The sequence below is a fragment of the Ensifer sp. 1H6 genome, from assembly GCF_001976035.1.
Lineage (GTDB): Bacteria > Pseudomonadota > Alphaproteobacteria > Rhizobiales > Rhizobiaceae > Ensifer > Ensifer canadensis.
In genome coordinates this window covers 1-18,753 of the sequence record NZ_MOAI01000024.1, presented here as the reverse complement: position 1 = coordinate 18,753, position 18,753 = coordinate 1, and the positions used below count along the sequence as shown (strand labels likewise).

Genomic DNA, 18,753 nt, shown 5'->3' with positions numbered 1-18,753 from the left:
GAGAGCCCGCCGCTATTTCGTTTCGAGCGCGGCCGCCGCTTCCATTTCCTCGTGCAGCTTGCGCTCCTCGTCCGCATGCGGCTTCGTGAGCCCAGCAATGACGAGATAGGCGACCGGCGTGAGATAGAGCGTCACGACCACGGCAAGGCCGAGCCCGCCGACCAGCACCCAGCCGAGCGCAATGCGCGCCTCGGCACCGGCACCGCTTGCCAGCACCAGCGGCACCGCGCCGACGATGGTGGCGATCATCGTCATCATCACCGGCCTGAGGCGAATGTTGGCGGCGTTCTCGATCGCCGTGCGCACATCCTGGCCGCGATCACGCAGCTGGTTGGCGAATTCGACGATCAGGATGCCGTTCTTCGCCATGATGCCGACAAGCATGACCAGGCCGATCTGGCTGTAGATGTTAAGCGTGTTGCCGGTCATGATCATCGCAAAGATCGCGCAGGCAAGCCCGAGCGGCACCGTCGCCATGATGATGAAGCCGCTGATGAAGCTTTCGAACTGCGCCGCCAGCACCAGGAAGATGATGACGAGGGCAAAGCCGAAGGTGATGACGAGGCCGTTGGCGTTCTCGTTGAGGGTGGCAGCCTCGGCCAGCGGCATGATGCGCGAGCCCGGCGGCAGCAGCGGCTCGGCCATCTGCTCGACCATGGTCAGCGCCTCACCGAGCGCCAGGTCGGACTTGAGCCCGGCCGACAGCGACACGGCGCGAAGCTGCGATTCGCGCGAGAGCTGCGGCGCCACGGCGGTTTCCTCGACGCTGGCGATCGTCGACATCGGCACGATCTTGCCGTCGCCGGCTTTCAGAAAGATGTTCTGCAGGTCGGTCGGGTCGTTGACCGGATTGGTCGAGGACAGGAGCTTGACCGGGTAGGATTCGCCGTCGACATAGACATCGACGACGCTGTTGCCGTCGAGCATCGCCTGCAGCGCCCAGGCAAGGCCGCCGATATCGACGCCCATGTCGGATGCCCGCTCGCGGTCGATGGTGATCGAAAGCTGCGCCTGGTTGGCCTCATAGTTCAGCCGCACATTCTCGAAGCGCCCGGTGTCTTCCATCTGGCGCACCAGCTTTGCCGCGGCATCGCCGAGCTTGGTGTAGTCGTTACCAACAAGCGCCACCTGCAGGCCGCTGCCGGCGCCGCGAATGCCGAGGCTGTTGGGCTGCATCGCAAACACCCGCACCGAGGGGATGCGCGCCGTCACCTTGTTGATGTCGGAGACGATCTGCTGCTGGCTGCGGTCGCGCTTGTCCCAGGGGGCAAGCGTCAGCACCATGAAGCCGCTATTGGCCGAACCACCCTGGCCGGAGATCGAGAAGATGTTGTCGATCTCGCCGGATTTGACCAGCGGCTGCAGCCCGTCCTCGATCCGGCGCATCTGCGCCTGCGCATATTCCAGCGACACGCCCTGCGGCGCGTTGATGCGCATCATCACCTGCGAGCGGTCCTCGCTCGGTGTCAGTTCCGATTTCAGCGTCATGAAGCCGATGCCGCCCATGGCGGTGAAGAAGGCGGCAACGACGAAGACGATCAGCGGCGCATTGAGGCAACCGCGCAACGTGACCCGGTAGAATTCCGAAGCCCGTGCCCCGAACCGGCGCATCGGCCCCGGCTTCTCGTTGTGGGCCTCCTTTGTCAGCATGCGCGATGCCAGCATCGGGCAGAGCGTCAGCGACACGAAGGACGAAAGCAGGATCGAGAAGGCGAGCACGAAGCCGAACTCGCGGAAGAGCCCGCCTGTCTGGCCCGGCAGGAAGGACAGCGGCACGAACACGGCCGCAAGCGTCGCGGTCGTCGCCAGCACCGCGAAGAACACTTCGAGCGTGCCGTGCACGGCCGCGGCCCTTGGGCCCAGCCCTTCGGCCCGCCGTCGCACGATGTTTTCCAGAACCACGATCGCATCATCGACCACGAGCCCCGTGGCGAGCACGATCGCCAGCAGCGTCAGGATGTTGATCGAGAAGCCGGCCATGTAGATCGCCGCCACCGTCCCGATCAGCGCGATCGGCATGGTGATGGTCGGGATCAGCGTTGCGCGCCAGTCGAGCAGGAACATGTAGATGACGAGCGTGACGATGAAGATCGCCACGCCCAGCGCAATCTCGACCTCGTGGATGGCGCCGTTGATGAAGACGGCGTCGTCGCTGGTGATCCTGAGCTGCGTGCCCTCGGGAAGAATCTGCGTCTGGATCGTCTCGACGACCTTGCGCACGCCCTCGGAAATATCGACGGTATTGGATTGCGCCTGGCGGATGATGCCGAGGCCGATGCCCTGGCGGCCGTTGGAGCGCAGCGCCGTGGTGCCTGAATCGGGTCCGAGCGTCACCGTGCCGATGTCGCGCAGCCGCACATTGTTGACGAGGATGAGGTTTTCGAATTGCTCCGGCGTCTGCAGGTCGGCGGTGGCGCGCACCGAAATGTCCTGGCTGGCGCTCGTGAGCTTGCCGGCCGGCACGTCATAGGAGGCGTTGGCAAGGGCCGTCCTGAGGTCTGCCACCGTCACGCCGCGCCCGGCAAGCTTGGCTTGGTCGAGGTCGATGCGAAAGATTTTTTCCTGGTCGCCATAGACGGCAACGTCGGCGACGCCCTCGACGGCGGCCAGCCGGTCGCTGATCTCGTTTTCGACGAGCAGCGTCATGTCTTCCATCGACATGGTATCGGAGGTCAGCGCCAGGCGCATGATCGGTTGGCTGTCGGCGTCCGCCTTGACGATGCTCGGCTCGTCCGCCTGGTCGGGCAGCTGGTTGCGAACGCGCCCCAGCGCATCGCGGATATCGTTGGCCGCCTGGCCGATGTCGGTGGTGTCGGAGAATTGCAGCGTCACGCGGCTGCGGCCGAAGGACGAGGTCGAGGAGATGTCGCGGATGCCCTGCACGCGCGAGACCGCACCTTCGACGACCGATGTCACCTCGCGGTCCATGGTCTCGGGTGCTGCACCGTCGAGCGTCGTCGTCACGGAGACGACCGGCTGGTCGACCTGCGGCAGTTCGCGGATCTCGATGCCGTTCCAGGCCGCAAGGCCGGCGACGACGATCAGCGTGTTGACGACCAGGGCGAAGATCGGCCGGCGGATGAAAAGCGCGGTGAAGCCGGTCTTGCCGGCCTCGCGCGCGGTCTGGTGGCCGGGTTCCTTCGCGCCGCTCACTTCCCGTCCTCCGCGACCTTCTGCGCGGCATCGCGGCGCTCGCGCCCGGCAATGCGCACGTCGCCGCCGTCGCGCAGCCGCTGCACACCTTCGGTGACGACTTCGTCGCCTTCGCTCAAGGCCGCATCAACCAGCACCTTGTCGGGGTTGCGCTGGATGATCTTGACCGGAACCCGCTCGCTCTTGTCGGCGCTGACACGCCAGACATAGGAGCCTTCGGAGCTCCACTGGATCGCGAGCGGATCGACGGTCGGATAGGTGTCGCCATCGAATGCCATGGTCACCGAGAAGGACATGCCCGCCCGCAACGTGTCGTCAGGATTTTCCAGCCGCGCCCGCACGCGCAGCGTCCGGCTTGCCTGGTCCAGGCGGTTGTCGATGGCGTGAATGACGCCCTCGAGTTGGCTGCCCGGCTGGGCAATGGCGTGCGCTGTCACCGGCTGGCCGACGACGATCTTGCTCGCAAAACGCTCCGGCACCCAGAAGTCGACGAGGATTTCCGAGCGGTCGTCGACCACGGCGATCGGCGTCGTCGTGGTGACGTAGTCGCCGACATTGACGGTGATGATGCCGACAACGCCCTGCGACGGCGCAACGATATCGCGGCGCTTGAGGTCGAGCTCGGCGGTCTTGAGCGCAAGCTCCGCGGCCTGCATGGCGATTTCGGCGTCGCGCACGTCGACGGCGGTCACCGCGCGCGCTGTGCTGAGGTTGCGATAGCGCTCCAGTTTTTCGCGGGCACTGTCGCGCGTCAGCCGCGCCTGGTCGGCAGCAATCTTCTGGTCGTCGCTATCGAGCTTGGCGATCACCTGCCCCTGCGCCACCTTTTCGCCGGAGCGCACGAGAATTTCGGTGAGGTTGCCGGTGGCCGTCGGCGTCACGGTGACGGAGTGGATCGCCTCGCCGTTGCCGATCGCGTTCAGCCGGTCATTGACGACAGACGTTGCCGAAGGGCGAACCATGACGAGGATGGCGTCGTTGCCGCCCTGCCTCCGTCCGCCGCTGCCTTGGCCGCCCTCGCCCCCAGCGGCACCGCTCTGCTTGGAGATGGCATCGATCAGCGGATGCGAGACACCGATCGCGGCCAGCGTTTCGCCTGCTCCGGGCACGAACCGCACCCAGACGCCGGCACCCACCAAAAGCACAACGGCGCTCACCGCCAGCTGTTTCCAAACCCGCATTCATGTCTCCAAATATGCAAAACGCGCTCCTGCGCGGCACGCGCCGGCGGAACGTTCCGATTTGCCCAGAGTATCGTTGTTCGCACCTTTGTGGGCAACGGCGGAATGCCATCATTACGCAATTGTAATAAAAGCGTATTTGTTGGCGGCATGATGACATCAGCGCCATCGTGCGCCGGCAATCGCGATCGCCGTGTCATTCCATCAAAACGCACGGGACAAAGACCGTTTACAGCGATTTCCTCTGAGGTATCCTGCAACCGCTGGCAGCCATTGCCATCAGGTTTCGACCGGTTCTTGAGAGGGAAGCAAAGACATGTGCGATGCGTGCGTCATGGAATCCGTAAAGCAGAAAATGTTGTCCCGCCGCAGCTTCTTCAAGGCAGCAGCCGTCGGCACAGCGGGCATCGCCGCCGCGAGCGCCGGTATCGCCCCGCCGGCGCTCGCCCAGGGACACACCGGCGTCACCGACCTCACCCACGAACTCTACGAGGAGTTCCCGACCTTCTTCGGCCAGCAGCAGTTCTTCCGCGAGCAAAAGTTCAGCTACGCCAAGGACAAGTTCAACCTGTTCGAGCTCCGGGTGAACGAACACACCGGCACCCATGTCGACGCGCCGCTGCATTTCTCCGCCGATGGTCTGTCGGTCGCCGAGCTGCCGGTTGAAAAGCTCGTCGTGCCACTCTGCGTCGTCGACATCCGCGAGAAGGCGTCCGCCGATGCCGATGCGCAAATAACACCCGACGACATCAAGGCCTGGGTCGCCGCCAATGGCGACATTCCGGAAAACGCCTGCGTCGCCATGCTTTCCGGTTGGGGAGCGCACCTTGGCACTGACAAGTTCCGCAATGCCGATGCAAACGGCAAGATGCACTTTCCCGGTTTCCACGCCGAGGCGGCGAAATACCTGCTCGACGAGACCAAGGCGGCCGGCATCGCCGTCGACACGCTTTCGCTCGACCATGGCCCCTCGCCTGATTTCGCCACCCACTATGCCTGGCTGCCGGAAGGCCGCTGGGGACTGGAGGCGGCCGCCAACCTCGACAAGGTGCCCGTCAAGGGCGCGACCCTCGTGCTTGGCGCGCCCAAACACCGCGGCGGCACCGGCGGTCCGGCGCGCGTGTTTGCGCTCGTCTAGAGCATACCCAGGAAAAATGCGAAGCGGTTTTCCGTGAGGAAATGCGTACAAGCAAAGAGGGATACCAACCTGCCGATCCGGCGCGTCCGCCGCCGGACGCCCCCCGATTGACCCTATGACCAGGAGACGTCATGAGCACCATCGCCCCGCCTGCCGATCCGGAATCCGACGCGCGCGTAAAAGCCGTGTTCGACGACATTCGCGCCACCCGCAAATCGGATTTCATCAACAATATGTGGCTGTGGCTCGCCTTCGATGCCGACCTGCTGGAGCAGACCTGGCGCGACGTCAAGGCGGTGATGGCAACGCCCTCCGCGCTCGATCCGCTGGTCAAGGAAATGCTCTACATCGCCGTTTCCGTCAGCAATGGCTGCGGCTACTGCGCCCATTCGCATACGGCTGCCGCGAGAGCCAAGGGCATGAGCGACGCCGAACATGCCGATCTCTTGCGCGTGATCTCACTTGCCGCCAGAACCAACCAGCTGGCGACCGCCTTGCAGGTGCCGGTGGACGCTGCCTTCGACAGGACGGCCTGACGGCGGTGAGCGCGAGAATAAGCGGCTTCGAAATCGCCTGTCTTTCCACAGGCTTGGTGCGGGTGGCGCAGAAAACGGAATAAAAGAAGAACATCCTTTCTGGCCTTTCGCCTCCGAATCACTACATTGAGCCGCATGATGAGTGGTTTCGACGACATTCCCTTCTTCGACGAAGAGCCGGCCCCGCGCAAGCAGCCGCCAGCAACGGGCGGCATCGCCGCGCGCGCCATGGCTGCCCGCGACCGCCAGCAGCGCCCGGATTATCTCTCCGGCCTCAATCCGGAACAGGCCGAAGCGGTCGAATCTCTGGATGGCCCGGTGCTGGTTCTCGCCGGCGCCGGCACCGGCAAGACCCGGGTTCTCACCACCCGCATCGCCCATATTCTTTCCACCGGCCGCGCCTTCCCCTCGCAGATCCTTGCGGTGACCTTCACCAACAAGGCGGCGCGCGAGATGAAGGAGCGCGTCGGCGTGCTCGTCGGCCATGCGGTCGAGGGCATGCCCTGGCTCGGCACCTTCCACTCGATCGGCGTCAAGCTGTTGCGCCGCCACGCCGAGCTGGTGGGCCTGCGCTCCGACTTCACCATTCTCGACACCGACGACGTCGTCAGATTGATCAAGCAGATCATCCAGGCCGAGGGCCTCGACGACAAGCGCTGGCCGGCCAAGCAGTTCGCCGGCATGATCGACGGCTGGAAGAACAAGGGCCTCGACCCGGCGCAGATCCCCGAGGGCGATGCCCGCGCCTTTGCCAACGGCAAGGGCCGCGAGCTCTACGCCGCCTACCAGAACCGGCTGCGCACGCTGAACGCCTGCGACTTCGGCGATCTGCTGCTGCACCCGATCCGCATGTTCCGCAGCAATCCGGATGTGCTGAAGGAATACCACGACAAGTTCCGCTACATCCTCGTCGACGAATATCAGGACACCAACACCGCGCAGTACATGTGGCTGCGGCTTCTGGCGCAGCGCGCCAAGGGCGTGCCGCAGAACGTTTGCTGCGTCGGCGACGACGACCAGTCGATCTATGGCTGGCGCGGCGCGGAAGTGGACAACATCCTGCGCTTCGAAAAGGATTTCCCCGGCGCCAAGGTCATCAAGCTCGAGCGCAACTACCGCTCGACCGAGCATATTCTCGGCGCCGCCGCGCATCTGATCGCCCACAACGAGGGGCGCCTCGGCAAGACGCTGTTTACCGAACGCACCGACCCGGATGACGAGAAGGTGCAGGTGCACGCCGCCTGGGACTCCGAAGAGGAAGCCCGCGCCGTCGGCGAGGAAATCGAACAACTGCAGCGCAAGAGCCACAAGCTCAACGACATGGCGATCCTGGTGCGCGCCTCGTTCCAGATGCGCGAATTCGAAGACCGCTTCGTCACGCTCGGCCTGAACTACCGCGTCATCGGCGGCCCGCGCTTTTACGAGCGGCTCGAGATCCGCGACGCCATGGCCTATTTCCGGCTCGTCTGCCAGCCGGCCGACGACCTTGCCTTCGAGCGCATCGTCAACACGCCGAAGCGCGGCCTTGGCGACACCACCATTCGCACCCTGCACGACTATGCCCGCGCCCGCGACGTGCCGATGCTTGCGGCTGCGACTGACATCATCGAGACCGACGAACTGAAGGCCAAGGCCCGCAAGGGGCTGTTCGATGTCGTCGCCGATTTCCGCCGCTGGCAGAGCCTGCTCGAAACCACGCCGCACACCGAACTTGCCGAGCAGATCCTCGACGAGAGCGGCTACACGGCTATGTGGCAGAACGACAAATCGGCCGAAGCGCCGGGCCGGCTCGAAAACCTCAAGGAACTGATCCGCTCGATGGAAGCCTTCGAGAGCCTGCGCGGCTTCCTCGAACACGTCGCGCTGGTGATGGACGCCGAGCAGAACGAAAACCTCGATGCCGTCTCGATCATGACGCTGCATTCGGCCAAGGGGCTGGAGTTCGACACCGTGTTCCTGCCCGGCTGGGAGGAAGGCCTGTTTCCGCACCAGCGCGCGCTTGACGAGGGCGGCCGCTCCGGCCTCGAGGAAGAACGCCGTCTTGCCTATGTCGGCATCACCCGGGCAAAGCACCGCTGCCACATCTGGTTCGTCTCCAACCGCCGCATCCACGGGCTGTGGCAGTCCACCCTGCCCTCGCGCTTCCTCGACGAGTTGCCGAATACCCATGTGGAGGTGGCCGAGACCGAGCAGTCCTATGGCGGGTACGGCCGCGGCGGCTATGGCCAGTCGCGCTTCGACAAGGCCGATCCCTTCCAGAACAACTACTCCACCCCCGGCTGGAAGCGCGCCCAGCAGAACCGCTCGGATGCGACGCGCGACAACTGGGGCTCGCGCTCCGGCCACGCCGTCGAGCGCATCGGCTACGGCGAAAGCGGCCCGCGCAGCCGCACCATCGATGGCGAACTGGTGGCGAAATCCACCAGCACCGAGCCCTCGCGCTTCACCGTCGGCGACCGCGTCTTCCACATGAAGTTCGGCAACGGCAACATTTCAGCGATCGAAGGCAACAAGCTGACGATCGACTTCGACAAGGCCGGGCAGAAGCGCGTGCTGGATGGATTTGTCGAGAAAGCGTGAGCGCAACGAGTCTGCTAGGCTGGCACATCAGGTGGCAACCAGTTGGGACAACGGACGATTTGGATTGCCGGCATCGGATTCTAAATCGCCCAGGCGGAACGGCCAATATGATTGACACCTCCCGCACCGTCGAAGTCAAAAAATCCTGGCCCCAATTGATAGGAATCCTCGCCGCCGCCGCAGCACTGTCGGCGGCTTCCCTAACAACTGTACTGAACTGGATGTAGAAGCAGGTTCTGGTCGCTTGTTGTTCGCCCGCTATCTCGGCTCGATAGCTTGGCCCGCTGCATTCCTGGGTGTACTCGTCCTCTACGTTCCGATGCGACGCAGCGTTATCATGTTGTCCCCTCAGGGGTTTAGCGATGCTCGACTGGCTCCGAGCATGATCCCCTGGCCCGCGATCGTCGGCCTCAATCCGATCGAGTATCACAAACAAAAAATGATTGTGTTGACACTCGATCCGAACACGATCGGCCGCCTACATAAGAAAATTGGCGCGAAGATTCGGCGAAGCGGCATGTTTGGAACACCCAAAGGGCTCCTAGTGGTCTCGCACGGCCTTGCCATTACTTTTGCCGAGCTACATTCACTACTCCTTGCCTACCATCGCGACCATGGCCACAAGGCTGATGTTGTTCAAACAGCTTGCGAGTACGGGAGCGTTCATCAAGAGCGTGACGGTTGAAGGAGACGGCACAGCTGCTGGCGACTGTCAGGTCCTACAGATGCTCGACGCGAAGGCGGCCTCCCCAACGATCGTTGAGATATTCGCAGACGAGGGTGCGGTGGCAGCGGTGCGGTTTGTCCTCGGCGCAGAGCAGGCAGGCGCCCTGCAGCGCCTCCGGCTTCACGTGCTGCTCGACCTTGCGCTCCGCCATCAGGTCGAGAAAGTCCCGCGAAAAGGTCTTCCAGTCGCCCTTGTCGGTCTTGTAGGCCTTCATGATCGCCTCGGTGGGCGCAAAAAGCGGCTGGTGCACATAGTCGATACCGCCGATCTTCTTCAGGAAGAACGCAAGGTCATTGGCCTTGGCGAAGCCGGCAAGCTGCGAGGTATTGTGCAGCCGGACATCGACGATCGTCTTGACGCCGGCCTTCTGCAGGCGATCGAAAAAATCTTCCGCCGATGATTTTGTGAAGCCGATCGTAGAAACCTGCACGTTGTCCATCGCGTCCACCCCAGTTGCCCGCTGTCACACAGCCTTCAGCCAAGCTAAAGCCTAGATCATCTTGCGGTAGACGAGAAAGCCTGAACGCTCCGCCACCTTGTCGTAAAGTGCCATCGCTGTGGCATTGGTCTCATGTGTCTGCCAGTAAACCCGCGGCGAGCCGGCCGTGCGGGCGGCCTCGTAGACGCCTTCGATCAATGCCGCGCCAACGCCCTTGCCGCGCGCAGCTTCGCTGGTGAAGAGATCCTGGAGATAGCAGTTCGGCCCGATGGACGTCGTGCTGCGGTGAAAGAGGTAGTGGGTGAGCCCGACCAGCCGTCCCTCGTTTTCGGCCACCAGCGCGTGCATCGGCTCGTAAGCATCGAAGAATCGCGACCAGGTCATTGCGGTGATATCAGGATCGAGCGCCGTTGCACCCGACCTTCCATAAAAGGCGTTGTAACCATCCCAGAGCGGCAGCCATTGCTGGTAATCGCTGCGGACAATCGGGCGGATGCGAACTGCGTCGGTCATATCTCTATCCTGCTGGATCGATGCGAATGAACTATGGGGATGATGGCGTGATGTCTTTCCATTCATAGCCTGCCTGCGCAAGGCGTGCTCAGCCCTCAAGGGGCGAAGGCGCCACGGTCTTCGCGATTGCGAGGACCGTGCACCCACTGAAACAGCCCGAGCTGGAGCGGACCAGCGACAAAGACTGCCGCTACATTCGGCCCTTGGCCATCGCCCCGATGATCTCGTCCACGCCGGTCAGGATCGCGTCGCCCATGAAGGCGATGTTGTCCATCGAGCGCTCGCCGGCCTCGTGGTGGCCGCGCCGCAGGCATCGCGGATGACGATCGGCACCAGCCCAAGATCGGCGCCATGGCGCACCGTCGGATCGATACCGATTTCGGTTGCAATGCCGCAGATGGCAAACGAGGTCAGTCCGAGATCGCGCAGGATGATGGCAAGGGGCGTGCCCTCGAAGGCCGAGAACGTGATCTTGTCGAGAATGGCCTCATCGTCGCGCGGCGCCAGTTCCGCCACCAGCTCGAAGCCCGGCGTGCCGCGCAGGAACCAGGGCTTGACGGCATCGGGATCGTCCGTGCGCTGCCAGGCCATCGCCTGGCGCATCTGGAACGCGCCCATCAGCGGCTTCGGCATCGACAGATGCCGCAGAAAGATGATGGGATAGCCGCCGGCGCGCGCGGCCTCCAGAACCTTCAGCACCTCAGCCAGGATCGCCGGGCCATTCTTGACCTGATTGGTGATCCCCGCCTGCATGTCATAAACCACCAGCGCCATCCGGTCCGGTCGGCAAAAATCGGCAAGCGTTTTCCCAATGTCCAGTGAAACTGCCATCATTCCCCTCTTCCGGCCCACCTCCTCCGGCGGCCGTCCTCACGCTTCAATCAAGCACCGGGAATGTGGCGCGGCGGTTCCAAGGTTTCAATACGGCCGGAGGCAGATGTTGGCGGTAACAACCTCCGTCTCAAGCGTCATCGCACCCGCCTGCCCTCGCCCTGCTGATCAAGGTCATGACCTCGGCATCCGAGGTCTGCTCGAAGTCGCGGTAATGCAGGCCGACGGCGCGGAAGAAGGCGGGGGTGGAGAGACAGACGATGCCGTCGACCGACGGCCGCAGGCTTGCGAGCGCGCTCGCCGGCGCAACGGGAACCGCCAACAGCAGGCTACGCACACCGGTCCGGCGCAGCGCCTGGATCGCCGCGCGGATCGTGCCGCCGGTGGCAATGCCGTCGTCGACGAGCACCACATTGCGATCCCTCGGCGAATGCGGCTCGCGATCGCCGAGATAGAGCACCCGCCGTCTTGCGATTTCCGCGCGTTGGCGCTCGGCTTCGGCGGCGATGTAGCCGCGCGGCGGCCGCACCAGGCGCACGGCCTCGCGGTTCAGCACCAGTTCCGCCTCTTCGCCATCGACCAGTGCGCCAAGCCCGAATTCCTGATGACCCGGCGCGCCGATCTTGCGCACGATCAGCACCTCAAGCGGTGCGCGGAGATACGTGGCAATCTCGAAGGCAACCGGAACGCCGCCGCGCGGCAGCGCCATGACCAGGGGCTCCGGCGGCGCCTCGACGGCCACCGCCTGCGCCAGCCTGCGGCCGGCGTCGGCCCTGTTTTCGAAGAACACCGGTCCCGTGAACATGTCGCCTCTCCCGGCCCGCAGAAGGCCGCTTGAACCGCCTGGCACCGCGTCACCGCCGACGAAACGCCTGACCATCCGGCAGTTGTCACTCCGCATCGGTGGACAACCGTGTCAATTTCGGCAGTCGCTAAAATTGCAGCGATTTCCGCCGGGTTTCGTTAAGGCGCCAAAGCTACCAATTGACCCCTGCATATTTGGCATTGACGTAAGCCGCCTTCCTCGATTTTAGCACGACAGGCCGTTTCGAAATGAGCTTTCTCCCCGCCCTATCGATCATATGCCTACTGGTGATGCTGCCGGTACTGCTTTCGCTGCAGAAATCATCGATGCCAGGCGCTGCGGAGTTCGCTTCCGGCTGTGCCATGACAGCCATTGCCATGACACTGGTGATGCTGGCCGAGATCCAGTCTCTCCGGCCGCTGCTGCTTGTCGGCTTTGCGTTTCTTGCCATCGCCTGTCTCTTCGTACTCGCCGGGTTCCGCTCGTTCTTCGCTCTACCCAGCTGGAGGCCGGCAATCCTGCCGCTCGGCGCAACGATGGTTGCAACCATCTCGGTTCTGGCTGCGTTCGGCGCTGAGAGTACCGCGGCTCGGGCGCTGATCACGCTCGGCATCGCCGCCGCCGTCTTCGTGGTCGCCTCCATTTCCGTCCTGAGGCTGCGCACAGCGAGCGACCCGACAACACGGAAGGCAATCGTCATCGGTGCCGCCATTGCCAGCGTCACGCTCCTGCAGATCGCCGCGATCTCGCCCCCTTCCCCCGTGAACGAGGCGGGCCCGGCTCCCCTTGTTGCTTGGAACTTTCTGCTGGCTGCGATGTGGCTGCTCTACATGCCCATCCTGTTTCTCGGCGTCATCCTGATGACTCATGACCGCGTCATCGCCGATCTCAAGACCACGATTGCCCGCGACGAGTTGACAGGAGCGCTGTCGCGGCGCGCCTTCATCGAACTTGGCGAACGCATCTTTGCCTCGTGCACGGCGCACGCGCGCCCCGCCGCCTTCCTGCTGCTCGACCTCGACTATTTCAAGCAGATCAACGACCGCTATGGCCATGCGGCCGGCGATGCCGCGCTCGGCCATTTCGCCGACACGGTCACCGCCTGCCTTGCCGGACGCGGCACATTCGGCCGCATCGGCGGCGAGGAATTCGGCGTGGTGCTGTCTGACCATACCGAAGGCGAAGCGTTTCTGCTGGCCGAGGAGATCGGCCGTACGGTCCGCGTCACCCCCGTCGGACGTTTCGGCCAGCCGATCCGATTGACTGTCAGCATCGGCATTGCCAGCGCGGGCCTTGGCGATACCATGACCGACGTGATGATCCGGGCGGACATGGCACTCTACGCCTCCAAGGCCGACGGACGCGACCGCTGCACCATCGCCGGGAGGCTGCAGCCAGACGCCAGCGGTCGCGTGCTTGCCGCTGCCGCCGCACAGCTTCGCGCTGCCGAGGCCTATTCGCTCGCACCGCAACTGCTGCGCGACACCGGCTGATCCGGGAACCTCCGCTCAGCCCGGTTCACGTGTCCACCTTGCGCTGGCCATCTTGCATTGATTGGGGCAGAACCTATGTGAACGGTGCAAACCACCGGAGGAAATTCATGTCCCGTTCGTTCCGCGTCTTGATGCTAACCAGCCTTGCCGCTTTCGTAACGACAGTCTCTCCCGCCCGGGCCGAAACCGTCGGCGAAGTCGGCGTCGACTGGCTCGGCAACGACATCATCGTCGACGCGGTCAGCGATCCCAAGGTCAAGGGTGTGACCTGTCACGTCACCTATTTCGATCGCGGCGTCATCGATAGGCTGAAAAACGGCAACTGGTTCGAGGATCCATCCAACAACTCGATCGCCTGCCGCCAGACCGGCCCGATCGAGATCGGCGACATCGACCTTTCGAAAGAAGGCGAGGAAGTGTTCCGCTCCGGCTTGTCCTTGATCTGGAAAGACCTGCTCGTCACCCGGATCTATGACCGCAAGAACGACACGCTGATCTATCTTGCCCACTCGCGCGAACTGACCGACGGCTCGGCCAAGATGTCGATCACGACGATCCCGCTCTACGGGCAGACCGTCAACTGGCAGGAAGGCAAGCCGAAGCCCTGACAAAACGAACCCTCCCGGAAGAGTGTTCCAGGAGGGCTTTGTCACCGGCCAGTCCCCACAACTGGCGTCAGGCCATCGATGCTCAATAGGTAGGCGGGACGATACCCTGGTAGTAGTCGCCGTCACCACCCTGATAGCGATCAGTTAACGGCTGCTGGTAGGCACGCGGAACGGTTCTGTAGATACTGCCTGTCGACATCCTATCGACTGGAGCAACGGTGGTGCGCATCGGGGCGACCCTGGCGCGATACTGTGTTCCGGGAGGATTGTTCGCGTCGATGCCCTGATAGTAGCTGTCAGCCAGAACTGGCCCGGCGGCGCCGGCAATGAGCGTTGTTACGGAGAGCGCGGCAATGAGTTTCCTTACAGACATGGTCATAGGTTCAACTCCTGTTTCAAAAATACGGTACCCGGCCTCCGAACAGGTACGCTGCGACAACGCTAAAGTAGTACAACTGTTCCGTCAGCGCTCATGACGTTTTGTCACGATAGCCTCGCCCAAGCGTGAAAATCATGACGCAAGTTTAACTTGACCTGCGGGCTTTCTGACCAACGTGCCACGCGCAAAACGCGAAACGCCCCGGGAAAGCCCCAGGGCGCATCGCCAATCCGCGGCTCGAAGGTGGTCAGGCGGCCTGCGCCAGCTCGTCGGCAATCACCGTGTCGAGGTTGAGGAAGCAGACCATGGTCTTTTCCAGCGCGACAATGCCGCGGCAGAAGGCACGTTGCGCTTCCGGAATGATCTCCGGCGCCGGCTGCAGATCTTCGCTCTTGATGGTCATCATGTCGGATACCTGCTCGACGAGCAGGCCGACCAGCTTGCCGGCAATGTCGGTGACGATGATCGCCGAACGTTCCGACGGTTCGGTCATCTTCATGCCGAGACGGCAGGCCATGTCGATGACCGGGATCACCGCGCCGCGCAGGTTGATGAGGCCGAGCACGTAGGGCGGCGTGTGCGGCATCGGCGTCACCGGCGCCCAGCCGCGGATTTCGCGGATCGCCATGATGTCGATGCAGAATTCCTGGTCGCCCAGATGAAACGAAACGATTTCGAGATAGGCACCGGACTGCTTGATTGCGTTGGACATGATCAGAATTCTTCCCAATTCTCACCGGAGGCCGACGTCGATGGCACGGAGCCCGGTTGGTTGCCGAATGCGCCCGCTAGCTTGCCCATCAGGGCCTTGGCGGGGGATGGAGCTGGACGCGAGGTCGATTTTGCCGAGGCAAGGTTGTGCAAAGGCACCGCCTTGTGCGTGCCCCTGGGTACGAGCCTTGCAGCTGCAGGCGTCGTTGCGGCTGCGATCTGCGTTGAAGCCCGCGTCTGGACAGGCGCTGCCGGCTTCACGGTCGTAACTGGCTTCACGCTCGCGGTCGTCTGCGACGGTGCGTTGGAGCGCATCAATGCTTGGACGGTCCGGCCCTCGTGGAACTGGCCGACGAGTTGCGTCAGCTTTTCCGCGTCCTGCGCCAGCGTGTGGCTGGAGGCGTTGGTCTGTTCGACCATCGCGGCGTTCTGCTGCGTCATCTGGTCGAGCTGGCCGACCGCCGTGCTGATTTCGTTGAGCCCGGTCGACTGCTCACGCGCCGCCATGACGATGGAACTCATGTGCTCGTTGATCCGCGCGACATCGGCGCCGATGCGACCGAGCGCCTCGCCCGTCGCCTGCACCAGCCGGACACCGGTGCCGACCTCGTTGCCCGAGCGGCCGACGAGCGTCTTGATATCCTTGGCGGCGCCTGCGGCGCGCTGCGCCAGCGCGCGCACTTCCTGCGCCACGACGGCAAAACCCTTGCCGGCTTCCCCTGCCCGCGCTGCCTCGACGCCGGCGTTCAGCGCCAGAAGGTTGGTCTGAAAGGCAATCTCGTCGATGACGTTGATGATCGTGCCGATCTCGTTCGAGGCATCCTCGATGCGGGCCATGGCGCTGATCGCCTCGCCGACGATGCGGCCGGATTCCTGCGCATTGGTGCGGGTCTCGTCGACCATGCGGCTCGCCTCTTCGGCGCGCTGGGTCGCGGTGCGCACGGTCACCGTGATCTCGTCGAGGGCGGCGGATGTCTGCTCCAGCGATGCGGCCTGCTTTTCGGTGCGGCGCGCCAGGTCGTCGGCGGCGGTGCGCATCTGGCGGCCATTCGTCTCGATCGAGAGCGCGTTTTCCTTGACGTTGAAGAGCACGTCACGCAGGCGCTCGACCGTCTGGTTGAAATTGCGGCGCAGCGTATCGAGCTTGCCATCGAAGGGGCGGTCGATGGTGACGGCGAGATCGCCTTCGGCAAGCTGCGTCAGTGCCAGGCCGAGGCTGTCGACCGCAGCCTGGATGCGGCGAACCGCTTCGTCGCGCTCGCTTTGCTGCTGTTCGCGTTCCTTCTCGATTTCGCGGCGGCTTGCCGCCGCATTCTGCTCGAGCGATTGCTTTTCTATGGCCGAGGCACGGAAGAGATCGACGGAGCGGGCCATGACGCCGATCTCGTCGCCACGGTCAAGCGCCTCGACCTTGGAGCCGAGCTCGCCCTTCTGGATGCGCTGCATGCTGTCGCGAAGCCCGAGGATGCCGCGGCGCAACGTCGCCCCGTGAAACCAGAGCAGGCCGAGCAAGGTCGCCATGGCGACGAGACCGGCTATAGTCTGCAGCAGAAGCGCATCGGCCGAAACGGCGCGCGCTTCGTCGACCCGCGTCTGAACCAGTTGTGTCGCAGCCTCGGAGAGCTGCGAAAGTGCTTTACCAAGCCGTTCGCCGGCACCGTCGATCGCGTCGTCGATCTTGCCGAATTCTTCCGTCGAAGCCTTGCCTTCGACCAGCGTCTTCAGGTCGACGCCGATTGCCTGGCGAAGTTCGGTGAGATCCGCGTCGAAGGTCGAAAGCGCGTCAGTCCGGCCGAGCAGCGTCGCCAGCGTCTTGATATCCGCCTTGCTGGCTTCGAGAAGGCTAAGCGTGGTTGCGATGCCTGCGGCGCGCTCCGGATGGATCACGCCTTCGTTACGGTCGACGATGGTATCCATGGCGTTGAGCACGAGGTTGGTGGTGGCAAGCCGCATCTCGTCGACGGCGGTCAGGCCGCGCTGCGCGGTGATCGCCCCGTTCAGCGCCTCGTTCGAGCGCATGTCCTCATACCAGCCGACGCCGAGCACGGAGCCGAAGCCAACGAAGGCGGCACCGGCGAGCGTGGCAAGCCGCTGGCTGACGGTGAGGTTCTTTTTCAGGGGCGCAGACGTTGCGGTCATAGGGCAGTCCATGGTCACGGACCTGCCAAAACCAGGCGAAGTCCTCCGTTAAAATCGATGCGGAAAGCCGGGCTCGATCAAACCGGATGACGTCATGTCATGTAGAGGTGAAGCACTTCACCCGCGTTGGCAAAACACTGGCAAACAGACCTTAAGCATTCGCTAAGCCGACCCCCGAATCATGGGGAGAAACGCAGCGCGGCGAGATGCTTTTGCTGGAGCGCGGTCGCCCCTTCGAGAAAGCGCAGCAGAACCGCCTGCTCCTCGGCTGAAAAGGTCGCGAGGAAGCCGGCACCTTCCTCGGCGATCGGCCGGTAATAGGGCGCCGTCAGCATCTCCACTGCATCGGTGTTTTCCACCATCACCTTGCGCCGGTCTTCGGCGCTGCGCGTCCGCTGCAAGAGGCCGCGTGCCTCCATCCGGTCGATCAGCGCCGTCACCGCCGCTGGCGTCAGTCCCGTCTCCTCGGCAATCGCGCCGGCCGGTCGCGGGCCGGCATGCAAGAACGCGAGGCAGCGGCGCTCGGCGGCATTGAGCTGCAGCCGCTCGCCCACCGCCTCGTCATAGGCTTGGGTCGCATCCTGCCAGCGCATCACGGCGCCGCCAATTGCTCGGACGAGTCCGTCCGGCGCCGGGCTTGACGAATTTACTTCGATCATCTAAATATTAATCCATCGTACTTTTCATTCATCGCAACAATATGAACTTCGCTTGCAGCGGACGCAAGCCTTGGAGACGCATATGCCAAAGCAGAATTCCATCGCGATAACAGGCGCCGGCATTGCCGGCCTGTCCCTCGCCATTCGCCTGCGCCAGACCGGCCACTCAGTCCAGATCTTCGAGGCTCGGCCGCGGGAGGCGTCCGGCGAAGGCGCCTTCCTGACGCTGGCGCCGAACGGCATCAATGCGCTGCGCGCGCTCGGCCTTGCCGAGCGTGTCTCTTCCCTCGGCATCCCGACGACCGGCATTGAAATCCTCAACGCCGCTGGCCGACGGCTGGCATTGCTCGATGAGCGGGAAGCCCAACGGCAGGCGGGCGCCGCGAGCATCACCCTGCGTCGCGCCGACCTGCTGGAGGCGCTACGCCAGACAGCGTCGGCGCAGGGCGTCGACATTCGCTATGACCACGCGCTCATCGACATCGAGCGGAAAGCGGACGGCGTGACCTTGCGCTTCGGCAACGGCGAGAGTGCGCATGCGCATTGGCTCGCCGGCTGCGACGGGGTCTGGTCGCGCACGCGGCGCCTCGCATTGCCCGCCTCGCCCGAGCCGCTCTATACCGGGTTGACAGGCACCGGCGGCTTTCTCGATTGTCCTCACGTGCCGTCGAGCGGCGGCGTGCTGCGCCTGATGTTCGGCGAAAGCGCCTTCTTCGGCTACATCAAGGCGCAGGAAGGGCCGGTGTTCTGGTTCGATTCCTTCACGCTCGACGAGGAGACGGCGATCGGCCGGCCGGATCCGGCAGCCCTTGCCGCCCCGCACCCGCGCCCAGCACGCCGGCGACGCCGCCCCGGTCCGCG

General features: G+C 63.9%; 17 protein-coding genes. 7 read left to right on the top strand and 10 right to left on the bottom strand.

The features are described from left to right. Nucleotides 1–12: 12 nt before the first annotated feature. Together BKP54_RS24445 and BKP54_RS24440 are read right to left on the bottom strand one after the other, a co-directional pair. Entirely contained in the window at nt 13–3,153 is a 3,141-nt protein-coding gene (locus BKP54_RS24445; RefSeq protein WP_025427684.1) for an efflux RND transporter permease subunit, read from the bottom strand. Then, nucleotides 3,150–4,334 (bottom strand): efflux RND transporter periplasmic adaptor subunit, encoded by a 1,185-nt coding sequence (locus tag BKP54_RS24440; RefSeq protein ID WP_025427685.1) that lies wholly within the window; start codon nt 4,332–4,334, stop codon nt 3,150–3,152. Before BKP54_RS24440 ends, BKP54_RS24445 begins: the two co-directional genes overlap by 4 nt. A gap of 316 nt (nt 4,335–4,650) precedes the next feature. Between BKP54_RS24440 and BKP54_RS24435 the strand changes: the two genes are divergently transcribed. From BKP54_RS24435 to BKP54_RS24420, 4 genes are all read left to right on the top strand, one after another. Then, a complete protein-coding gene (locus BKP54_RS24435; protein WP_057211137.1) occupies nt 4,651–5,472 on the top strand; it encodes a cyclase family protein in 822 nt (273 codons plus the stop codon). Nucleotides 5,473–5,603: 131 nt separating this feature from the next. Further along, entirely contained in the window at nt 5,604–6,008 is a 405-nt protein-coding gene (locus tag BKP54_RS24430) for a carboxymuconolactone decarboxylase family protein (RefSeq protein WP_025427687.1), read from the top strand. 135 nt (nt 6,009–6,143) lie between these two features. Next, entirely contained in the window at nt 6,144–8,588 is a 2,445-nt protein-coding gene (locus BKP54_RS24425; protein WP_025427688.1) for a UvrD-helicase domain-containing protein, read from the top strand. Nucleotides 8,589–8,970: 382 nt separating this feature from the next. Further along, complete coding sequence (locus BKP54_RS24420) at nt 8,971–9,273, top strand: hypothetical protein (RefSeq protein WP_128090488.1); 303 nt, start codon at nt 8,971–8,973, stop codon at nt 9,271–9,273. A gap of 34 nt (nt 9,274–9,307) precedes the next feature. On the opposite strand, the gene BKP54_RS24415 is transcribed toward BKP54_RS24420, so the two are convergent. From BKP54_RS24415 to BKP54_RS24400, 4 genes are all read right to left on the bottom strand, one after another. After that, entirely contained in the window at nt 9,308–9,754 is a 447-nt protein-coding gene (locus BKP54_RS24415; protein WP_025427690.1) for a DUF488 domain-containing protein, read from the bottom strand. 51 nt (nt 9,755–9,805) lie between these two features. Beyond that, nucleotides 9,806–10,267, bottom strand: coding sequence for a GNAT family N-acetyltransferase (locus BKP54_RS24410; RefSeq protein ID WP_025427691.1), 462 nt, complete (start codon nt 10,265–10,267; stop codon nt 9,806–9,808). Between the two features lie 237 nt (nt 10,268–10,504). Further along, nucleotides 10,505–11,098, bottom strand: coding sequence for an isochorismatase family cysteine hydrolase (locus tag BKP54_RS24405; RefSeq protein WP_245317893.1), 594 nt, complete (start codon nt 11,096–11,098; stop codon nt 10,505–10,507). A gap of 130 nt (nt 11,099–11,228) precedes the next feature. Further along, nucleotides 11,229–11,903 (bottom strand): phosphoribosyltransferase, encoded by a 675-nt coding sequence (locus BKP54_RS24400; protein WP_025427693.1) that lies wholly within the window; start codon nt 11,901–11,903, stop codon nt 11,229–11,231. A gap of 248 nt (nt 11,904–12,151) precedes the next feature. Between BKP54_RS24400 and BKP54_RS24395 the strand changes: the two genes are divergently transcribed. After that, the gene (locus BKP54_RS24395; RefSeq protein WP_025427694.1) at nt 12,152–13,396 is read left to right on the top strand and encodes a GGDEF domain-containing protein; all 1,245 of its coding nucleotides are present in this window, start codon (nt 12,152–12,154) and stop codon (nt 13,394–13,396) included. 107 nt (nt 13,397–13,503) lie between these two features. Then, the gene (locus BKP54_RS24390) at nt 13,504–14,004 is read left to right on the top strand and encodes a CreA family protein (RefSeq protein WP_084815048.1); all 501 of its coding nucleotides are present in this window, start codon (nt 13,504–13,506) and stop codon (nt 14,002–14,004) included. A gap of 82 nt (nt 14,005–14,086) precedes the next feature. Here the strand turns inward: BKP54_RS24390 and BKP54_RS24385 are convergent, their stop codons facing one another. From BKP54_RS24385 to BKP54_RS24370, 4 genes are all read right to left on the bottom strand, one after another. After that, nucleotides 14,087–14,383 (bottom strand): hypothetical protein, encoded by a 297-nt coding sequence (locus tag BKP54_RS24385; RefSeq protein WP_025427696.1) that lies wholly within the window; start codon nt 14,381–14,383, stop codon nt 14,087–14,089. A gap of 247 nt (nt 14,384–14,630) precedes the next feature. Next, nucleotides 14,631–15,095, bottom strand: a complete 465-nt coding sequence (locus tag BKP54_RS24380) for a chemotaxis protein CheW (protein ID WP_018326507.1) — start codon at nt 15,093–15,095, stop codon at nt 14,631–14,633. Between the two features lie 2 nt (nt 15,096–15,097). Next, the gene (locus BKP54_RS24375; protein ID WP_038577246.1) at nt 15,098–17,233 is read right to left on the bottom strand and encodes a methyl-accepting chemotaxis protein; all 2,136 of its coding nucleotides are present in this window, start codon (nt 17,231–17,233) and stop codon (nt 15,098–15,100) included. A 179-nt stretch (nt 17,234–17,412) separates the two neighbouring features. After that, nucleotides 17,413–17,826, bottom strand: coding sequence for a MarR family transcriptional regulator (locus BKP54_RS24370; RefSeq protein WP_309141651.1), 414 nt, complete (start codon nt 17,824–17,826; stop codon nt 17,413–17,415). 148 nt (nt 17,827–17,974) lie between these two features. On the opposite strand from BKP54_RS24370, the gene BKP54_RS24365 reads away from it, so the two are divergent. Continuing rightward, nucleotides 17,975–18,753: NAD(P)/FAD-dependent oxidoreductase (locus BKP54_RS24365; protein ID WP_245317892.1), on the top strand; the 779-nt coding region annotated here is incomplete at its 3' end.